Source organism: Shewanella waksmanii ATCC BAA-643, from assembly GCF_000518805.1.
GTDB lineage: Bacteria > Pseudomonadota > Gammaproteobacteria > Enterobacterales > Shewanellaceae > Shewanella > Shewanella waksmanii.
Map to the genome: position 1 here is coordinate 83,381 of NZ_JAEH01000007.1, position 17,626 is coordinate 101,006.

Annotated in this window: 13 protein-coding genes; 5 read left to right on the forward strand and 8 right to left on the reverse strand. The window is 43.8% G+C overall.

The features are described 5' to 3' along the window. Positions 1-91 precede the first annotated feature (91 nt). Positions 92-1,930: a signal peptide peptidase SppA gene (gene sppA, locus L865_RS0104810; RefSeq protein ID WP_028772187.1), complete on the reverse strand. Its 1,839-nt coding sequence runs from the start codon at positions 1,928-1,930 to the stop codon at positions 92-94. A gap of 167 nt (positions 1,931-2,097) precedes the next feature. On the opposite strand from sppA, the gene L865_RS0104815 reads away from it, so the two are divergent. Beyond that, positions 2,098-4,113, forward strand: a complete 2,016-nt coding sequence (locus L865_RS0104815) for an oxidoreductase (RefSeq protein ID WP_028772188.1) — start codon at positions 2,098-2,100, stop codon at positions 4,111-4,113. A 70-nt stretch (positions 4,114-4,183) separates the two neighbouring features. Here the strand turns inward: L865_RS0104815 and L865_RS0104820 are convergent, their stop codons facing one another. Then, the gene (locus L865_RS0104820) at positions 4,184-4,630 is read right to left on the reverse strand and encodes an ABZJ_00895 family protein (protein WP_028772189.1); all 447 of its coding nucleotides are present in this window, start codon (positions 4,628-4,630) and stop codon (positions 4,184-4,186) included. Positions 4,631-4,896: 266 nt separating this feature from the next. Here L865_RS0104820 and L865_RS0104825 point away from each other — a divergent pair, with 266 nt between their 5' ends. Next, positions 4,897-5,421, forward strand: a complete 525-nt coding sequence (locus tag L865_RS0104825) for a YciI family protein (protein ID WP_245608394.1) — start codon at positions 4,897-4,899, stop codon at positions 5,419-5,421. A 116-nt stretch (positions 5,422-5,537) separates the two neighbouring features. After that, entirely contained in the window at positions 5,538-6,284 is a 747-nt protein-coding gene (locus L865_RS23170) for a substrate-binding periplasmic protein (protein WP_051484449.1), read from the forward strand. Positions 6,285-6,306: 22 nt separating this feature from the next. Here L865_RS23170 and yfaE read toward each other — a convergent pair whose 3' ends face one another. The 5 genes from yfaE to ubiG all read right to left on the reverse strand — a co-directional run bounded on the left by yfaE (position 6,307) and on the right by ubiG (position 11,977). Continuing rightward, entirely contained in the window at positions 6,307-6,690 is a 384-nt protein-coding gene (gene yfaE / locus L865_RS0104835) for a class I ribonucleotide reductase maintenance protein YfaE (protein WP_051484450.1), read from the reverse strand. Continuing rightward, positions 6,659-7,789, reverse strand: coding sequence for a class Ia ribonucleoside-diphosphate reductase subunit beta (gene nrdB, locus L865_RS0104840; protein WP_028772192.1), 1,131 nt, complete (start codon positions 7,787-7,789; stop codon positions 6,659-6,661). The genes yfaE and nrdB overlap by 32 nt, the downstream gene beginning before the upstream one ends. A gap of 65 nt (positions 7,790-7,854) precedes the next feature. Continuing rightward, entirely contained in the window at positions 7,855-10,143 is a 2,289-nt protein-coding gene (nrdA, locus tag L865_RS0104845) for a class 1a ribonucleoside-diphosphate reductase subunit alpha (RefSeq protein ID WP_028772193.1), read from the reverse strand. 432 nt (positions 10,144-10,575) lie between these two features. Beyond that, on the reverse strand, positions 10,576-11,271 hold the full coding sequence (locus L865_RS0104850; RefSeq protein WP_028772194.1) for an HAD family hydrolase: 696 nt from the start codon (positions 11,269-11,271) through the stop codon (positions 10,576-10,578). Continuing rightward, a complete protein-coding gene (gene ubiG, locus L865_RS0104855; protein ID WP_028772195.1) occupies positions 11,264-11,977 on the reverse strand; it encodes a bifunctional 2-polyprenyl-6-hydroxyphenol methylase/3-demethylubiquinol 3-O-methyltransferase UbiG in 714 nt (237 codons plus the stop codon). Before ubiG ends, L865_RS0104850 begins: the two co-directional genes overlap by 8 nt. Before the next feature lie 301 nt (positions 11,978-12,278). On the opposite strand from ubiG, the gene gyrA reads away from it, so the two are divergent. Both gyrA and serC read left to right on the forward strand, forming a co-directional pair. Continuing rightward, positions 12,279-14,978, forward strand: a complete 2,700-nt coding sequence (gene gyrA / locus L865_RS0104860; protein WP_028772196.1) for a DNA gyrase subunit A — start codon at positions 12,279-12,281, stop codon at positions 14,976-14,978. Positions 14,979-15,095: 117 nt separating this feature from the next. After that, positions 15,096-16,187 (forward strand): 3-phosphoserine/phosphohydroxythreonine transaminase, encoded by a 1,092-nt coding sequence (gene serC, locus L865_RS0104865; protein WP_028772197.1) that lies wholly within the window; start codon positions 15,096-15,098, stop codon positions 16,185-16,187. A gap of 57 nt (positions 16,188-16,244) precedes the next feature. Here the strand turns inward: serC and L865_RS0104870 are convergent, their stop codons facing one another. Next, complete coding sequence (locus L865_RS0104870; RefSeq protein ID WP_028772198.1) at positions 16,245-17,438, reverse strand: amino acid aminotransferase; 1,194 nt, start codon at positions 17,436-17,438, stop codon at positions 16,245-16,247. Positions 17,439-17,626 lie beyond the last annotated feature (188 nt).

The window sequence follows — 17,626 nt, forward strand, 5'->3', positions numbered from 1 at the left end:
ATTTGGGCTTTCAGCTAATATTTTTCGCCGATTATACTGAGGTTGTCGCCATTAAAAAAGCCCGCTGTTGCGGGCTTTTAACTCAATGACATTAAATATTGCAAGTATCGCAATACAAGTAGATATTATTGGGGTCATCAAACGATGAGAACTCTTCAATTGCTGAGTCCAATTGCTGCAAGATATCTTGCAATATCGTACTTTGAAGCTGTGACTCAGGTAGATAACTGACCGCCTTGGCAAACATCGCTTGAATCAATTGATCTTGAGCACTCAATTCTTGCTCAATCACTTTGGTATCATATTTATCGAGTTCGGCAAGTTCAGCCGCTTTTGCCACAGCATTGTTTAAGTCGCCGAGCTCATCAACCAGACCCAGTTGTTTTGCTTTGGCGCCTGACCATACACGACCTTGTGCAATGGCATCGACTTCATCGAGACTCATGTTACGCTCAGTGGCCACCAGTGAGATAAAATCATGGTAACCGCGCTCTATATAGCGTTGAATAACCGCTTTAAGTTCGCTGTTTAGCCCTTTAGCTGTCGAGAACGTAGACCATTCAGAAGTTGCGACTCCATCAGTATGGATACCCAGGTGAGCTAAAGAATCTTCAAAAGTGGTTACCATACCGAAGATACCGATAGAGCCGGTTAGCGTGGTTGGGGTTGCCATAATATAGTCGGCACTTGCCGATATCCAGTAGCCTCCTGAAGCGGCATAACTACCCATGCTGACAACAACTGGTTTGCCGGCTGATTTAAGTGCGATGACTTCCTGACGGATCTGCTCAGATGCAAACGCGCTACCACCTGGACTATCAACTCGCATAACAACGGCTTTCACATTGTCATCAAAACGTGCATCGCGGAGTAATTTAGCGGTGCTTTCGCCGCCAATTTGGCCAGCAGGCTGATTACCATTTAAGATGGTGCCTTTAGCAACGACAATACCAACGGTATCTTCAATGCTTAAACTAGGGTGTTTAGCGACTAGTGTTTGATAATCGTTAAAGCCTATTTGCTTATAGCTATCGGCATTGGCTTGTTCACCTACTAGTTCAACCATCGCAAGTCTAAACTCTTCTGCCGATGCGAGTTGGTCGACTAAACCAAGATTAACCGCCATTTGAGCGCCTTTACCTTGCGCTTTGTCGAGTTCTTGTAGATAACGCTCACCGCTTAGCATGAGGGCATCGTCGGCAATGCCGCGATTAGTGGTTACGGTTTGCTGGTAACTTTGCCAGATGTCATCAAGAAGGTCTTTATTCGCAGCCTTGGCTGCGTCGGACATATCATCACGCAGGTAAGGTTCAACAGCGGATTTGAAGGTACCAACTCTAAACACATGAGCTTTAATTTTTAGCTTATCTAGCGCAGATTTATAATACTGGCGATAACGGCTTAAGCCTTCAATTTCAACGCTGCCTTGCGGATTTAAATAGATGGTATCGGCAAAACTGGCTAATAGGTATTGGTTTTGTCCATACCAGTTACCGTTGGCAACAATAGGTTTACCACTTTGCTTAAACTGATGCAGCGCTTCACCTATGGATTGGAGTTTACTGATCCCAGTCCACTTAAGGTGACCAATATCTAGCACTAATGCGGAAATACGGCGGTCTGATGCGGCGTTATTTATGACATCCAGTACATCGGCTAGCAGTATTTCGCCATCGCCTTGATTGCTTCCGCTTTTCATTGCTGCTTCTATTGGGTCAACAGGGCGCTTTTGTTCTACTATCACCCCGGAAAGGTCGAGTACCAGCGCAGAGCCTTTTTCTATCTCTATGGTTTCTTCATTTGTTAAGACAAAGACAAACAGCAGTAAAAATCCAAAAAAGAACAGGTTCAGCAAAAGTTTGCGAGTACCGTTCACTAGGTTCCATATAAGCTTTACTATTCTTTTAAATAATGAGGGTTTAGCGGACATTACCCACTCCTTTATCGCTCGATTAGGCCTATGCTAACTGAAAAGCGAGGGCAGGGGAAAATAGAATTGTAAATGAATCTAATCATGCCAACCGTTGGCTGGCTATTGAGCAAATACTTCAGCCGTTGTATGCTGGATTAAATCACTTGTTTAAAAAGGATGTTTGAATGTCGTTTCCACATTTATTAGAACCCTTAGATTTAGGATTTACTACGCTAAAGAACCGAGTGTTGATGGGTTCGATGCATACTGGTCTTGAAGAAGAAAAGGGCGGCTTTGAGAAACTGGCAGCTTTCTATAAAGAACGTGCCGAAGGCGGTGTTGGGCTAATCGTAACCGGGGGAATTTCGCCTAACCTGCGCGGTCGTCTTGCTCCTAATGCTTGCCAACTGACCTATTCTTGGCAAATAGGCAAACATAAAAAGGTTACCCAAGCAGTCCATGAAGCAGGCGGTAAGATTTGCATGCAGATCTTGCATGCGGGACGATATGGCTACCATCCTTTCTCACAAGCACCCAGTAAGATCAAATCACCCATTACACCTTTTACTCCGTCAGCAATGTCGACCAGGCAAGTCAGTAAGACTATTAAAGATTATGCAAAAGCTGCACAGCTAGCTAAGCAAGCTGGCTATGACGGTGTAGAGGTGATGGGCTCTGAAGGTTATCTGATCAATCAGTTCATTTGTAGTCGTACCAATAAACGGACCGACAAGTGGGGCGGTGATTTTGCTCAGCGGGCACAGTTTCCAGTAGAGATCGTTAACGCCATCCGCGAAAAAGTGGGTAAAGAGTTCATCATCGTGTTCCGTTTATCTATGTTAGATCTGGTTGATAATGGCTCTAATTGGGATGAGGTTGTGCAACTGGCTAAGTGGTTAGAGCAAGCTGGCGTATCAATTATCAATACCGGGATTGGCTGGCATGAAGCCCGAGTGCCAACCATTGCGACGAGTGTACCAAGAGGTGCATTTGCCTGGGTGACAGAAAGATTAAAGAGCGAGGTTAAGTTACCACTTATCGCCACTAATCGAATCAATACCCCAGAGATTGCTGAACATATTATTGAGTCCGGCCAAGCCGACATGGTGTCTATGGCCAGACCTTTCTTAGCTGATGCCGAGTTTGTTAATAAAGCCGCAGCGGACCAAAGTCACCTGATCAATACCTGTATTGGCTGTAACCAAGCGTGTTTGGACCATACCTTCTCGTTAAAACGTGCCACCTGCCTTGTGAATCCGCGAGCATGTTATGAAACCGAACTCAACTTTACTCCCACAGCTCAGTCTAAACGCATTGCAGTCATGGGTGCTGGGCCAGCAGGTATGGCATTTTCCATTTACGCGGCAAGTCGTGGGCATAAAGTGGTGTTGTTTGAAGCTAAAGATGAAGTGGGCGGCCAATTTAATCTAGCGCGCAAGATCCCCGGTAAAGAGGAGTTTAATGAGACTATCCGCTATTTTAACGAGCAGATGAAATTACATCAGGTTGACTTGCGACTTAACACTCGTTTGGATGCTACAACGCTGCAAGAAGAGCAGTTTGATGAAGTGGTGATCGCTTCTGGCGTGGTGCCGAGAAAACTCAACCTTCCTGGGTTTGATGATCCGCGGGTTGTCACATATCAGCAAGTACTTAATGGCGAGGTAGAGCTAGGCGACAAGGTAGCATTGATTGGTGCCGGTGGGATAGGCTTTGATATGGCCCACTTCCTGTGTGAAGCGGAGTCTAGCACCTTACAACCTGAAAAATGGTTAAAGCAATGGGGCATAGATAAAAGCTATCAAGACCGTGGGGGCTTAACCCAGCCAGAACAAAGCCCGCAACATAAGCAAGTGCATTTGTTGCAACGCAAAACCACCAAGATGGGTAAAGGTCTCGGCAAGACCACGGGGTGGATCCACCGTTCAGTGTTAAAACAACATCAAGTTGCTATGCAAACAGGCGTCAGCTATCAATCTTTTGATGATAAAGGACTCCATATAGAGGTTGATCAGCAACCACAAACGCTAGCTGTCGACAATGTTGTCTTATGTGCAGGACAAGAATCTAATACCCAGTTGGTCGACGAAATGAAAGCCACGGGTTTGCCAGTGCATCTCATTGGTGGTGTAGATGTAGCCGCAGAGCTTGATGCTAAACGAGCGATAAGACAGGGGGCGGAACTTGCGATCGCGCTTTAACGGTTAACGTTAGATTGAAAACCAGCTTGGTTACGAACCTAAGCTGGTTTTCTATACTATTTGCAGCAGATTATTGCGCTGCTTGCTTGTGATATTGCTTAACGCCGAGTTTTTCACCCCATTTAAAACAGTAATAAGCAATCAAAAGATAGACAATCATCGCGACTGCAATCACTAAGTTAAACCAACCTAGCTCACTAAAATCGTCTATCAAAGCCGTATCCATTGTTAACATTAGCAGTGCCAACGCGACTAAGTTTAAGCCAGTCCAACAGATTATCGCTAGCCATCGCGTTTTTCGGCTGATTAATGCCCCGGTAGTTTGGCCTAAATATAGGCCAATACATATAGCTGGCATCACAATGGTCATAACATTGCCGCTAGTAGATTCACTGCCTAATATCTCTTGAAATACGCCAAGTAGAATACTTGCTAGTGTCGAGGCCAGCCAAAGCATTAAACCAATTACAACTGGAGCGGGTAAACGAGATAGGTATTGTGAAAACTGCTGTTTCATTACTTCTTCCTTAAAGTAAATTATAGGTGTCGACAACATGGGTAGCGTAATAGCTCGGGCATGTTGCTAGAGGAGCCGCATTTAGGCTTAACTAGGCAGGTTTTACCCTGAAATTTAATTTGACCGGACTATAGCAAACTAGGCATAGGGCAACTACGTCGCTAAGTACTAATACTCTCAGTCAATAGACTGAATTTAATCTAGTTTGTTGCTTGCTAAAATGTATTTCTCAGTTAGTTTTAATACTAACAATAAGGCAACAGGTCATGTTAATGAAAGTATCCTCGACTAAATTTCATTTAGGTTTAACCCATCAACTTACAACTTGGTTGCAGCGCTCGAACTTCCTGCTGTGGTGCGCGGCCTTTATTTTTATGATGTGTATCAGTGTCAGTACAACGGTTAGAGCACAATACGATGCGCAGCTTGCCGAGCGATTACAAGGCGATGACTATGGAATGAAACGCTATGTAATGGCATTACTTAAAAAAGGGCCTCATCGCCCTCAAGACAAGCAGCACGCTAGTACATTGCAAAAACAACATATGGACAATATAAGTCGCTTAGCAAAAGAGGGGAAATTAGTACTAGCGGGTCCGTTTTTGGATGAGGGTGACTTAAGGGGGATTTATATATTTAATGTCAGCACCATTGAAGAGGCGCAAGCATTAACTGCTACAGATCCAGCCATACAAGCGGGCAGCTTAGTTATGGAGTTGCATCCGTGGTATGGCAGCGCAGCGTTGATGGATATTAATCGAATTCATCAGTCAATTACTAAATCTAAATAGCGGGTCTTTGACTACAAACAAATCCTTTATGTCGGGTAAATATCTATAGCTGATGACTTTGCTATCAAGCAAGATTCAACTATTTTTAGTAGTAACATCTCTCAAGTGGGGCAAGTATGCTGGATAAATGCCTATCTTTTAGCATAATCCTATTAATTGTTAGTTTTACTCAGACGAGTTCAGTTAAGGCTGAACCATTACAGTTAAATATCTATACCATAGGTTTTAAGCCCTACGGCATTGACGAAGATGGTCATTTCAGTGGTATCTATTTCGAATTTGCAAATGCGCTGGCGAAAGACGCGGGCTATGTCGATAACAATAAAGTGGTGCCTTACGCACGCGTTGTCAGTGCATTAAAACAAGGCAAAATAGACCTTACCATTATGTTTCGTAATCCCGCACTAGAACAATATGTTGATTATGTTGCCGCGCTGCCGTCAAAAAAAATAGTCGTCATAGGTTTACAAAATTGGGCGATATCCCATTTGGACGATTTAGCAGGCCAAAAGTTAGCCTATTTACGCGGGGCTAAGTTTTATGAACCAATTGACACCAATACGGCGATATCTAAATATCATGTTGTGGACTATCGCCAAGGTGTTCGGCTATTAATGGCAGGAAGAGTTGATGCGATTATTGGGTCGCTGCAGTCGATCAATAATGCAGTCGCATCAATACAGAATGAAGATAATATGCAACTGACATTGGGTGAGCCCTTGGTGTTAGAAGTGAAAACACCTTGGGTACAGTTATCTAAAAAACATGCTGAACACATAGATATGGAAACGCTAAAACGCAGTTTTAGCAAATTACAAGCAAGCCAAACCTTCGAAGCACTGCAAACTAAATATGGTCAATAGATGGAAAAGCCGGGGTAACGCTTTAGCGGGTTTTTACGTTATTGTCGTTATCTACTCGTTCCTGAGTGTTTAACGTTTGTCTGACAGGAAAGATATCGGCCCCTTGGCTGGAAAGCTCAAGGTCGACGTCACTGTCGGGATGACAGCAACAAGGTAAACATTCGTCGGACTCTAACTCTACAAGCGGATCGGTATGATATTTTACTTTACCGCTCAGTACTTTGGTTTTACATGCACCACAAAAGCCGTTACGGCATTCTGAAAATACCTTCACTTTCTTGGCTTCTAGTGCGTGCAACAGACTTGTGTGCTGCTGGGTATACAGCAGCACAGGTTGTCCTTTAAGGCTAACGATAGGCGCCTTTTTGATGACGTTATAGGTCAAAATCGGCAAACTCATCTTCATCGATAGACGCATCGATTTGACCAACAAGATAAGAAGATACTTCTACTTCTTGTGGTGCGACTTGCACAGAATCACTTTCCAACCAGTTTTTCATCCAAGGTAGTGGGTTAGTGATCTCACTATAGGGGCTAACCAAGTTAACAGAGCGCATGCGCTCGTTGGTAATGTATTCTACATATTGGCAAAGGATCTGCTCGTTAAGACCGATCATCGAGCCATCTTTAAATAGGTATTTAGCCCATTCTTTTTCTTGCTCTGCAGCCTTAACAAAGATGGCGGTAGCTTGCTCTTCACACTCTTTGGCTATCTCACCCATTTCTGGATCGTCTTTGCCACCTTGCATTATCTTGATGATGTGTTGAGTACTATTTAAATGCAGCGCTTCATCGCGGGCAATCAAACGAATAATCTTTGCATTGCCTTCCATGACTTTACGTTCTGCAAATGCAAAAGAGCAAGCAAAACTAACGTAAAAGCGAATCGCTTCTAGTACATTGACGGACATCATGCACAGATAGAGGGCTTTTTTAATCTCGCGACGAGTCACATTGATTGATTGACCATCAATCTCATGCACACCTTCACCATGCAAGTTGTACGCTTGGGTAAGATTAATCAATGTATCGTAATACACAGCAATATCGCTGGCTCGTTTTAGGATTTCGTCGTTTTCAACAATGTCATCAAAAACTACCGAAGGATCATTGACGATATTACGAATGATGTGGGTATAAGAGCGCGAGTGAATTGTTTCAGAAAATGACCAAGTCTCAATCCAAGTCTCTAGTTCCGGTAATGACACCAACGGCAAAAAAGCCACGTTAGGTGAACGACCTTGAATCGAGTCTAACAAGGTTTGATACTTTAGGTTTGAGATGAAAATGTGTTTCTCATGCTCTGGTAGTGCATTGTAATCAATTTTGTCTTTGCTGACGTCAACTTCTTCTGGGCGCCAGAAAAAAGACAGCTGCTTTTCAATGAGCTTCTCAAACACTTCATACTTTTGCACATCGTAACGAGCAACATTGACAGGTTGGCCCATAAACATAGGCTCGAGTTGGGCATTATTAGGTGTTTGACAAAAAGTTGAATAGGCCATTTTTACTCTTCCATTCTATGGGGGCTAGGCCCCCACATTATTATCTAATTAACTAGGATACGGGCTTAAATTTTACACGCACCGCCGGCACAGCTATCGTCTTCTTTTTCTATGCTGGTAATGTCATCGTGCTTATCAGAAGCACCATCTCGAGTGTTGTGATAATAAAGCGTCTTCACACCGTATTTGTAGGCAAGCAATAAATCTTTTAATAGTGCTTGCATCGGTACTTTTTGACCTTCAAAACGCGTCGGGTCATAGTTTGTATTGGCCGAAATTGCTTGGTCGACAAACTTCTGCATTAACCCGACAAGTTGCAAGTAACCTTCGTTATTTGGCATTTGCCAAAGTAGCTCGTAGCTATACTGGTACTTTTCAAAATCAGGTACCACTTGCTTCAACTGACCATCTTTACTGGCTTTGACACTGATCAACCCGCGTGGCGGTTCAATACCGTTGGTCGCATTCGAGATCTGAGAAGAGGTCTCTGACGGCATCAATGCTGAAAGGGTAGAGTTACGCAGACCATGTTGTTTGATCTCTTCACGTAGCGTGTCCCAATCCATATGCAGTGGTTCATCACAAATCTTATCCAAATCGCGCTTGTAAGTATCAATCGGTAAGATACCCTTAGCGTAATTGGTTTCGTGGAATGACGGGCAGGCGCCTTGTTCTTTAGCCAATTTCATAGACGCTTTCAATAGATAATATTGAATCGCTTCAAATGTTTTATGGGTAATATTGTTTGCAGAACCGTCAGAGTAACGCACACCTTCTTTAGCTAAGTAGTTAGCAAAGTTAATCACACCTATACCTAAGGTACGGCGATTCATCGATGCTTTATGTGCTGCGGTAATAGGATAGTCTTGATAATCAAGCAAACTATCTAGCGAACGCACGGCTAAATCCGCTAATGGCTCTAGCTCATCTAGATTTTTAATTGCACCTAAGTTCAACGCTGATAGCGTACATAGCGCGATTTCACCATCAGGATCGTTGATGTTGTTCAACGGCTTGGTAGGTAAGGCAATCTCTAAACAAAGATTCGATTGACGTACAGGTGCAACGCGCGAATCAAACGGACTATGTGTATTACAGTGATCCACGTTTTGAATATAAATACGACCGGTTGAGGCACGCTCTTGCATCATCAGTGAGAACAACTCTGATGCCTTTATCTGCTTTTTACGGATAGACTCATCGGCTTCGTATTGCAAATACAGGCGTTCGAATTCTTGTTGATCTTCAAAGAATGCATCATACATACCAGGGACGTCTGATGGACTAAACAAACTAATGTGCTGGCCCTTAATCAAGCGCTGGTACATTAACTTGTTAAGTTGTACACCATAATCAAGATGGCGAATACGGTTGTCGTCCACACCACGGTTGTTCTTAAGTACCAGCAGTGACTCGACTTCTAAATGCCACATCGGGTAGAAAAGGGTAGCTGCGCCACCACGTACACCGCCTTGCGAGCAGGATTTAACCGCTGTTTGAAAGTACTTGAAAAAAGGTAAGCAACCGGTGTGGAACGCTTCTCCGCCACGGATTGGGCTACCCAGTGCACGAATACGGCCAGCATTGACCCCAATACCCGCACGTTGTGATACGTACTTAACAATAGACGACGCAGTAGCGTTAATAGAATCTAAGCTATCGCCACATTCAATCAATACACAAGAACTAAACTGGCGAGTGGGCGTACGAACGCCGGCCATGATTGGTGTTGGTAATGAAATCTTAAAGGTAGAGGTTGCGTCGTAAAAATCTTTAATGCACTTAAGGCGCGTCTCTTGTGGATATTTAGCAAATAGGCATGCCGCCACTAAAATGTATAAAAACTGTGCGCTTTCATAAATTTCATGGGTTACGCGGTTTTGAACTAGATATTTACCTTCTAGTTGTTTAACTGCTGCGTAAGAGAAGTTCATGTCACGCCAATGATCGATATAGCTATCTAACGTGTCTATCTCTTCGCGGCTATAGTCTTGCAATATATGTGCATCGTACTTGCCCATCTCAACCAAACCGACCACATGGTCGTAAAGCTTAGGAGGCTCAAATTGGCCAAATGCTTTCTTGCGTAGGTGGAAAATCGCTAAACGTGCTGCTAGGAACTGATAATCTGGAGACTCTGGAGAGATCAGATCGGCAGCAGCCTTAATAATGGTCTCGTGAATGGCTTCGGTGGGGATGCCGTCAAAAAACTGTAGGTGCGAGCGTAATTCAACTTCTGAAACGGAGACATTGTTTAGACCTTTGGCTGCCCAAGTGATCACGCGATGGATCTTGTCTAAATCAATGGTTTCCCGCTCGCCACTACGTTTGGTGACTTTCATATTGCTGTTCATTAAAGATAGGCCTGTTTATATCGCTTAAAAAAGGAGCCTTGATTGGCCCTTCGTTTTTATATGAAAACAATCTTGCAACAAAAAAAGACGTTATTCACATCCGTGTTCTGTGGTGCGTTGATTGCTACCTACACACAATATATGGTGCTTTTAATTTTGTTAGGTACAAGATAGTGAGGTTAACGCCATAATGCAAGTACGAAATCAGGGGGTATCTTGTGGATAAGTTGAGGATAATGTGAAGAGTTAGTAACAGCTAACCTTTAAAGCTTGTTTTACTATAGACTTAAACTTAATGGATGATTTTTGCGCGGCTAAACTTAATCAGCTAGATCGCAAGATCCTAGTATGGATCGTGCGATCGACTCGCTTGATGATACGGCGATTATTTGCGCGTGCCTGTGGCAATATTGGCCATCAATAGTGCAAGGTTTAGCGACTTTGATTTATAGCGTCAATGGTCTTAATGATTTCTTCTACTTGATTAAAATAGAAATGATGTGGCCATTGCGCTGCACTATCGGCATCTTTTATATAGCCCCAGCCTGCAACGCCACCAAGCATGTTCGTCACCTTAGCTGCTTCAAGATCTCTGAGTGCATCACCAAGATAAAGAATCTGCTGTGGCTCGATTGCCATCTGTTGTGCTGCCAGCAACATAGGCGCTGCGTGCGGTTTTGACAACGTGGTGGTATCACCACTGATTATGGTTGCCATTTTACTTGTTAGGCCGGTTTGGTCCATATAGGGGCGTGTGTAGCGTGCAGGTTTGTTTGTTACTAACCCGAAAGCGATATTACGATCGCTAAGTGCAGTTAATAGTGCCGCCATGCCAGTAAATAATTCCGCTTGCTGACCATTCACGCTGGCATAATGCGTCAATAAACTCTGGCGAACCTGTTCTAACTGCTCATCATTAAGACCTGTAGTTGAGGCTTTAACCAGAGCCAAACTACCATCTGAGGCAACGTGGCGCATCGCGTCAAGCGTCACGGCTTCATGGCCATGATCTATTAATGCTAGGTTCAATGCAGCGACTAAATCGGCCGCTGTATCAGCCAATGTGCCGTCTAAATCAAACAGCACCGCCTTTATACTAGCCTGCGGGGGTAGGGGGAGTTTATTCATCTATCTTCTTAGTCGCTATCATGTAGTTGACATCTAAGCTGTCTGTGTATTTGAAAATATCAGTTAGCGGGTTGTAGGTGATACCAGTAGCATCAGTACACAATAAATCTGCATGGTCTGCCATCGCTATTAATTCAGCCGGTTTGATGTACTTGTTGTGGTCATGGGTGCCAACAGGCAACATTTTTAACAGGTATTCTGCGCCGATGACGGTTTCTATATAAGCACGGATGTTACGGTTAATGGTGCTGAAAAACACATAGCCGCCAGGTTTAACCATATCGGCACAGGCTTGGATGACAGAGCTTGGATTAGGCACATGCTCGAGCATCTCCATACAGGTAACGACATCGTATGCTTGGCGATGTTGATCTCGGTGGGCTTCGGCGGTCGATTGGATATAGTTAATAGTGACTTGTGATTCAAGTGCATGGAGCTTAGCCACTTCCAGTGGTTCTTCACCCATATCGAGCCCATCAACTTGTGCACCTATTCGCGCCATGCTTTCTGATAGAATTCCGCCACCACAGCCAACGTCGATAACTTTTTTGCCAAATAGACCACCGACAGTTTGGTCGATGTAATTAAGGCGCAATGGGTTTAACTTATGTAACGGCTTAAATTCGCCATTTAAATCCCACCATGTAGCGGCCATTTTTTCGAATTTAGCGATCTCTTGCGGATCAACATTTTGGTTATCTACCACGTGCGCACCTTAATTAAGCGAAATAGTCTTAACGGCATTATACCGATACCGAGAATATTGCCTAGCAACAAAGTGACGCTAATTGACGATTATCTAAACAGTTGAACACTAGTTGCTAGCGTTTTGATTTGGGTCAACCTTTTTGCTGGCTAGCAGTTATTTTTAGGGAAATTTCAATAGGGTCTAGCACCAATAAATAACTGTGTTAGAATGCCAAATCACGTTTTCAGGCTTTATCCAGATTGCGTACATAAAGTAGGCAGTTTTTGGGTAAGCTAAATTTCAAGGGATCGAGCAGTTTATGACTGATCTGGCTTCATCTATAACACCAATTAATATTGAAGACGAATTAAAGAATTCATATTTGGATTACGCCATGAGCGTAATTGTCGGGCGTGCTCTACCTGATGTAAGAGACGGCTTGAAACCTGTTCACCGCCGCGTATTATTCGCGATGAACGAACTAAAAAACGACTGGAATAAACCGTATAAAAAGTCTGCCCGTGTTGTGGGTGATGTGATCGGTAAATATCACCCTCACGGTGATTCAGCGGTATATGACACTATCGTTCGTTTAGCACAGCCATTCTCAATGCGTTATACGTTAGTAGACGGCCAAGGTAACTTCGGTTCTGTAGATGGTGATGCCGCTGCTGCAATGCGTTATACAGAAATCCGCATGGATAAGCTGGCGCATCAACTATTAGCGGATCTTGACAAAGAGACTGTAGATTTTGTACCTAACTATGATGGTACAGAACATATCCCAGCTGTATTACCTACTCGTATTCCGGCACTGTTAGTTAACGGTTCTTCGGGTATTGCGGTCGGTATGGCAACGAACATTCCGCCACATAACTTATCGGAAGTCATCTCAGGCTGTTTAGCATTAATTGATGAGCCAAGCTTGTCGATTGAACAGCTAATGGACTATATACCAGGCCCTGATTTCCCAACCGCTGCCATCGTTAACGGACGCAAAGGTATTGAAGATGCCTACCGTACCGGTCGTGGTAAAGCTGTGATGCGTGCCCGTGCAGAAGTTGAGATTGAAGATAATGGTCGTGAACGCATCATCGTCACCGAAATCCCTTATCAAGTTAACAAAGCCCGCTTAATTGAAAAAATTGCTGAGCTTGTTAAAGACAAGAAGATCGAAGGCATTAGCGGTCTACGTGATGAGTCTGATAAAGACGGTATGCGCATCGTTGTTGAAGTTAAGCGAGGCGAAGTGGGCGAGGTTGTCCTTAATAACCTTTATTCACAAACGCAACTTCAAACTTCTTTTGGTATTAACATGGTGGCGTTGACTAACGGTCAACCTAAACTATTTAACCTAAAAGAGATGCTTGAGTGCTTTATCCTTCACCGTCGTGAAGTCGTCACTCGACGTACAGTATTTGAATTACGTAAAGCTCGTGATAGAGCGCATATCCTTGAAGCGCTAGCAATCGCACTGGCCAATATCGATCCGATTATTGAGTTAATCAAAGCGTCACCGACACCAGCTGAAGCAAAAGTGAAACTGGTTGCCCAAGGTTGGCAGCTTGGTAACGTGCAAGGCATGCTAGAAAAAGCCGGCGATGATGCAGCACGCCCAGAATGGCTAGAGCCAGAGTATGGTATTCGTGACGGTAATTATTTCCTTACTGAGCAGCAAGCACAAGCGATTCTTGATCTACGTCTACACAAGTTAACCGGACTAGAGCACGAAAAAATTCTTAGCGAATATGAAGAGCTATTAGAATTTATTGCAGGGCTATTATTTATCTTACGCAGCCCTGAACGCTTAATGGAAGTGATCAAAGAAGAACTGCAAGAAGTGCTTGAGAACTTTGGCGATGAAAGACGTACTGAGCTAAACGCATCAGCAGTCGACATCAGCTTAGAAGATTTGATTAACGAAGAAGATGTTGTCGTTACTTTATCTCACCTAGGTTATGCCAAGTATCAGCCTTTAACCGATTACCAAGCGCAACGTCGAGGTGGTAAAGGTAAAGCGGCAACTAAAGTCAAAGACGAAGATTTTGTCGAAAAGCTATTGGTTGCTAACACGCACGATACCATTTTGTGTTTCTCTGACTTTGGTAAGATGTACTGGCTTAAAGTATATCAACTGCCATTGGCAAGTCGTCAGGCTCGTGGTCGCCCAATCGTTAACCTACTGCCATTGGCTGATGGTGAACGCATTACTGCAATTCTGCCGGTACGTGAATATGCTGATGATAAATATATCATCATGGCCACTTCACACGGTACTGTTAAGAAAACTGCCTTAACGGCTTATAGCAATCCACGTGCTAACGGTATTATTGCAGTTAACCTGAAAGATGGTGATCAGTTAATCGGTGTTGATATTACTGATGGCAGTAACGACATCATGCTGTTCTCAAATGAAGGTAAAGTGGTTCGCTTTAACGAGAAAGCACGTGATGCCGAAACTGGCCAAGTGAAAGTTGACCCTGAAACCGGCGAAGAGATTGTCGCACTACGTGCCATGGGCCGTACCGCAACAGGTGTTCGCGGTATTAAGCTTGAAGAAGGTCAAAAAGTTGTATCTTTGATTGTGCCTAAAGAAGATGGTGCAATTCTAACGGTTACAGAGAATGGTTATGGTAAGCGCACAGAGCTTGCAGAGTATCCAGCTAAGAGCCGTGGCACTAAAGGTGTTGTTTCTATTAAGGTGAGTGAACGTAACGGCGCAGTAGTCGGTGCGGTGCAGGTTGGCCTTAATGATGAAATCATGTTGATTAGTGACAAGGGCACCTTAGTTAGAACGCCAGCTGAAGGCGTATCAATCATTGGGCGTAATACCCAAGGCGTAACAATCATTCGCACGGCACAGGATGAACACGTCGTTGGTCTGCAGCGTATCGAAGAGATTCAGGAAGAGATTGAGCTAGACGAGGAGGGAAACCCAATCGTAATAGCGAACGATAATCCTGATGAAACTGTTGAAGCACAGGACGATGCGACAGACGCTGAACAACCTGAAGCATAAGCAGTAAGTATATAAACGGGCGTCCATTTGGACGCTCGTTTTGTTTTAACTATATAAAAATAATCATTACACACCACAAGCAAAAACTAGTCATTAAGTGGAATAAAGGAGTACTAAGTGAGCGCAACATATAATTTCTGTGCAGGTCCAGCGATGTTACCCGCTGCCGTGATGCAAAAGGCACAAGAGGAGTTATTAGACTGGAATGGACTGGGTGTGTCGGTGATGGAAGTAAGCCACCGAAGTAAGGAATTCATTGCGCTAACGGAGCAAGCAGAAGCCGATCTACGTGGATTAATGAACATTCCTGACAATTATCATGTGCTATTTATGCATGGCGGCGGCCGGGGACAGTTTTCAGCTGTTGTGAATAATTTTCTCGGCAATGATGGTAGAGCGCTGTATTTAACCGATGGGAGTTGGTCTAACGCAGCTGTTGAAGAAGCCAAGAAACTGGCTGGTGACGATAAGATTGATACCGTTAACATTGTAAAAAAAGAAAATGGTATCAATAGTATAGAAATTCCAAAGTTCACAGGCTCAGTTGAAGATTATCGTTACCTGCACTATTGTCCAAATGAGACCGTTGACGGTATCGAAATTTTTGAAAGTATTGAATGCCCATGGCCCGTTATCGCCGACATGTCCTCTAATATTATGTCGCGAGAGATTGATGTAAACCAATTTGGCCTCATCTATGCCGGCGCTCAAAAGAATATCGGACCATCAGGGTTAAGTATCGTCATTGTACGCGATGACATGCTTACTTTACCGGCGTTACCGCAGTCGTCAATTATGGATTATCGTTTAGCGGTTAAACACGGCTCAATGTACAATACGCCGCCTACCTTTGCATGGTATCTCGCAGCAGAGGTGTTTGCCTGGCTTAAAGCCCAAGGCGGCATCAGTGCCATGGCGGCAATCAATAAACAAAAAGCGGATGCGCTATATCAATACCTTGATAGCAGTAATTTTTACTTGTCTAAAGTTGAGAGAGAAAATCGTTCACAGATGAACGTCACTTTTTATCTGCAAGATGAAAGTTTAAATCAGCAGTTTCTTGAGGCGGCAAAGCAGTGCAATTTAGTCGCGCTTAAAGGCCATCGCAGTGTAGGCGGGATGCGTGCAAGTATTTATAACGCGATGCCTCTTTGTGGTGTGGAGGCCTTAATTAAATTTATGCAAGATTTTGAACGAAGTGTTGTTTAAATGAAAAAAGGGGCTGTAAATACCGCCCCTTTTTTACTCGCAAACTAATGGCTGATTTTATAGTACGTCAGCGATGGCTTTAGCTAAGTAATCAACGTTAGCCTCACCAATCCCTGCGATCGATATGCGACTCGAATCAACCATGTAAACACTATGCTTAGTTTGTATTTCCGCTACCTGCTGTGGATTAATACCTAAGAATGAAAACATGCCTTTCTGGCTAGCGATGAAGCTAAAGTCTCGCTGTACACCTAGGGCTTTTAGTTGGTCAACTAGCATGGCACGATTGCCATTGATGCGATTTCGCATGACAGCTAATTCATCTAACCATTGCTGCTTTAACTCTTGTGAACCCAATATTGTTTCTACTATCGCTGCCCCGTGCGCTGGCGGCATAGAGTAGATACAGCGAACCACGTATAACAACACAGAAAACGCGATATCCGCTGCTTGACTGTCTTTGCCAATAATAGAACACGCACCAATGCGTTCGCGGTATAAGCCAAAGTTCTTAGAGCATGAGCTACACAAAATCATGCTTTCTACTTGAGCTGCAACTGTTCTGACTCCGTGAGCATCTTCATCAACCCCGTCACCAAAACCCTGGTAGGCCATATCGATAAGTGGCGTAAAGCCCTTATCGCTCGCAAGAGTTGCAATTTGATCCCATTGCGGATTCGTTAAGTCCATGCCGCTTGGGTTATGACAACAAGCATGCAGTAATACCACATCATCGCTGCTAACTTGTTCTAGGCAAGCGAGCATCTCATCGAATTTAAGTGTCTTGTTGTCATGATCATAGTAGGGGTATGTTTTAACTGTAATACCCGCGGCTTCAAATAGACCAGTATGGTTTGCCCAGGTTGGGTCGCTGACCCAAATGACAGCTTGTGGATTTACTCGGGTTATAAAGTCCGCAGCCACGCGCAGTGCACCGGTTCCACCAGGAGTGGATACCGTTCTCACTCGATTTTGCTCAATCACTCGATGAGACGCTGAAAAAGCCAATTCAGCAATGAGTTGATTAAAGTCAGCAGAACCGGTGGGCCCAATGTAAACTTTAGTTTCCTCTGTATCGATTCGATGTTGTTCCGCTGCTTTTACACAAGCCAAAATTGGCGTATGACCCGCTTCATCTTTATACACACCTACACCCAAATCAATCTTATGAGGGTGATTATCGAGGCGATATTGTGTCATTAATCCTAAGATGGGATCGGCTGGCATAGGGGAGAGAGAATCGAACTTCATGAAAACTACCTTTAATCTGTTTGAGGGTTGGCAAAGCCGTTTTTGTTATTAGGGTTAGCATAAACTAATTATCCGCTGAGGGAACACCTACCAGGGTAGATATCTGATCTAATAGATTGGCAATCTAGAGTTCCAACATTGAACAAATGACAATTTAGCCCTTAGATTTGGCCTTGAAATTCAGTTTT

Coding starts and splice junctions, on each gene's coding strand:
- sppA (WP_028772187.1), bottom strand. CDS start 1,930: ATGTCCGCTAAACCCTCATTATTTAAAAGAATAGTAAAGCTTATATGG.
- L865_RS0104815 (WP_028772188.1), top strand. CDS start 2,098: ATGTCGTTTCCACATTTATTAGAACCCTTAGATTTAGGATTTACTACG.
- L865_RS0104820 (WP_028772189.1), bottom strand. CDS start 4,630: ATGAAACAGCAGTTTTCACAATACCTATCTCGTTTACCCGCTCCAGTT.
- L865_RS0104825 (WP_245608394.1), top strand. CDS start 4,897: ATGTTAATGAAAGTATCCTCGACTAAATTTCATTTAGGTTTAACCCAT.
- L865_RS23170 (WP_051484449.1), top strand. CDS start 5,538: ATGCTGGATAAATGCCTATCTTTTAGCATAATCCTATTAATTGTTAGT.
- yfaE (WP_051484450.1), bottom strand. CDS start 6,690: ATGAAGATGAGTTTGCCGATTTTGACCTATAACGTCATCAAAAAGGCG.
- nrdB (WP_028772192.1), bottom strand. CDS start 7,789: ATGGCCTATTCAACTTTTTGTCAAACACCTAATAATGCCCAACTCGAG.
- nrdA (WP_028772193.1), bottom strand. CDS start 10,143: ATGAACAGCAATATGAAAGTCACCAAACGTAGTGGCGAGCGGGAAACC.
- L865_RS0104850 (WP_028772194.1), bottom strand. CDS start 11,271: ATGAATAAACTCCCCCTACCCCCGCAGGCTAGTATAAAGGCGGTGCTG.
- gyrA (WP_028772196.1), top strand. CDS start 12,279: ATGACTGATCTGGCTTCATCTATAACACCAATTAATATTGAAGACGAA.
- L865_RS0104870 (WP_028772198.1), bottom strand. CDS start 17,438: ATGAAGTTCGATTCTCTCTCCCCTATGCCAGCCGATCCCATCTTAGGA.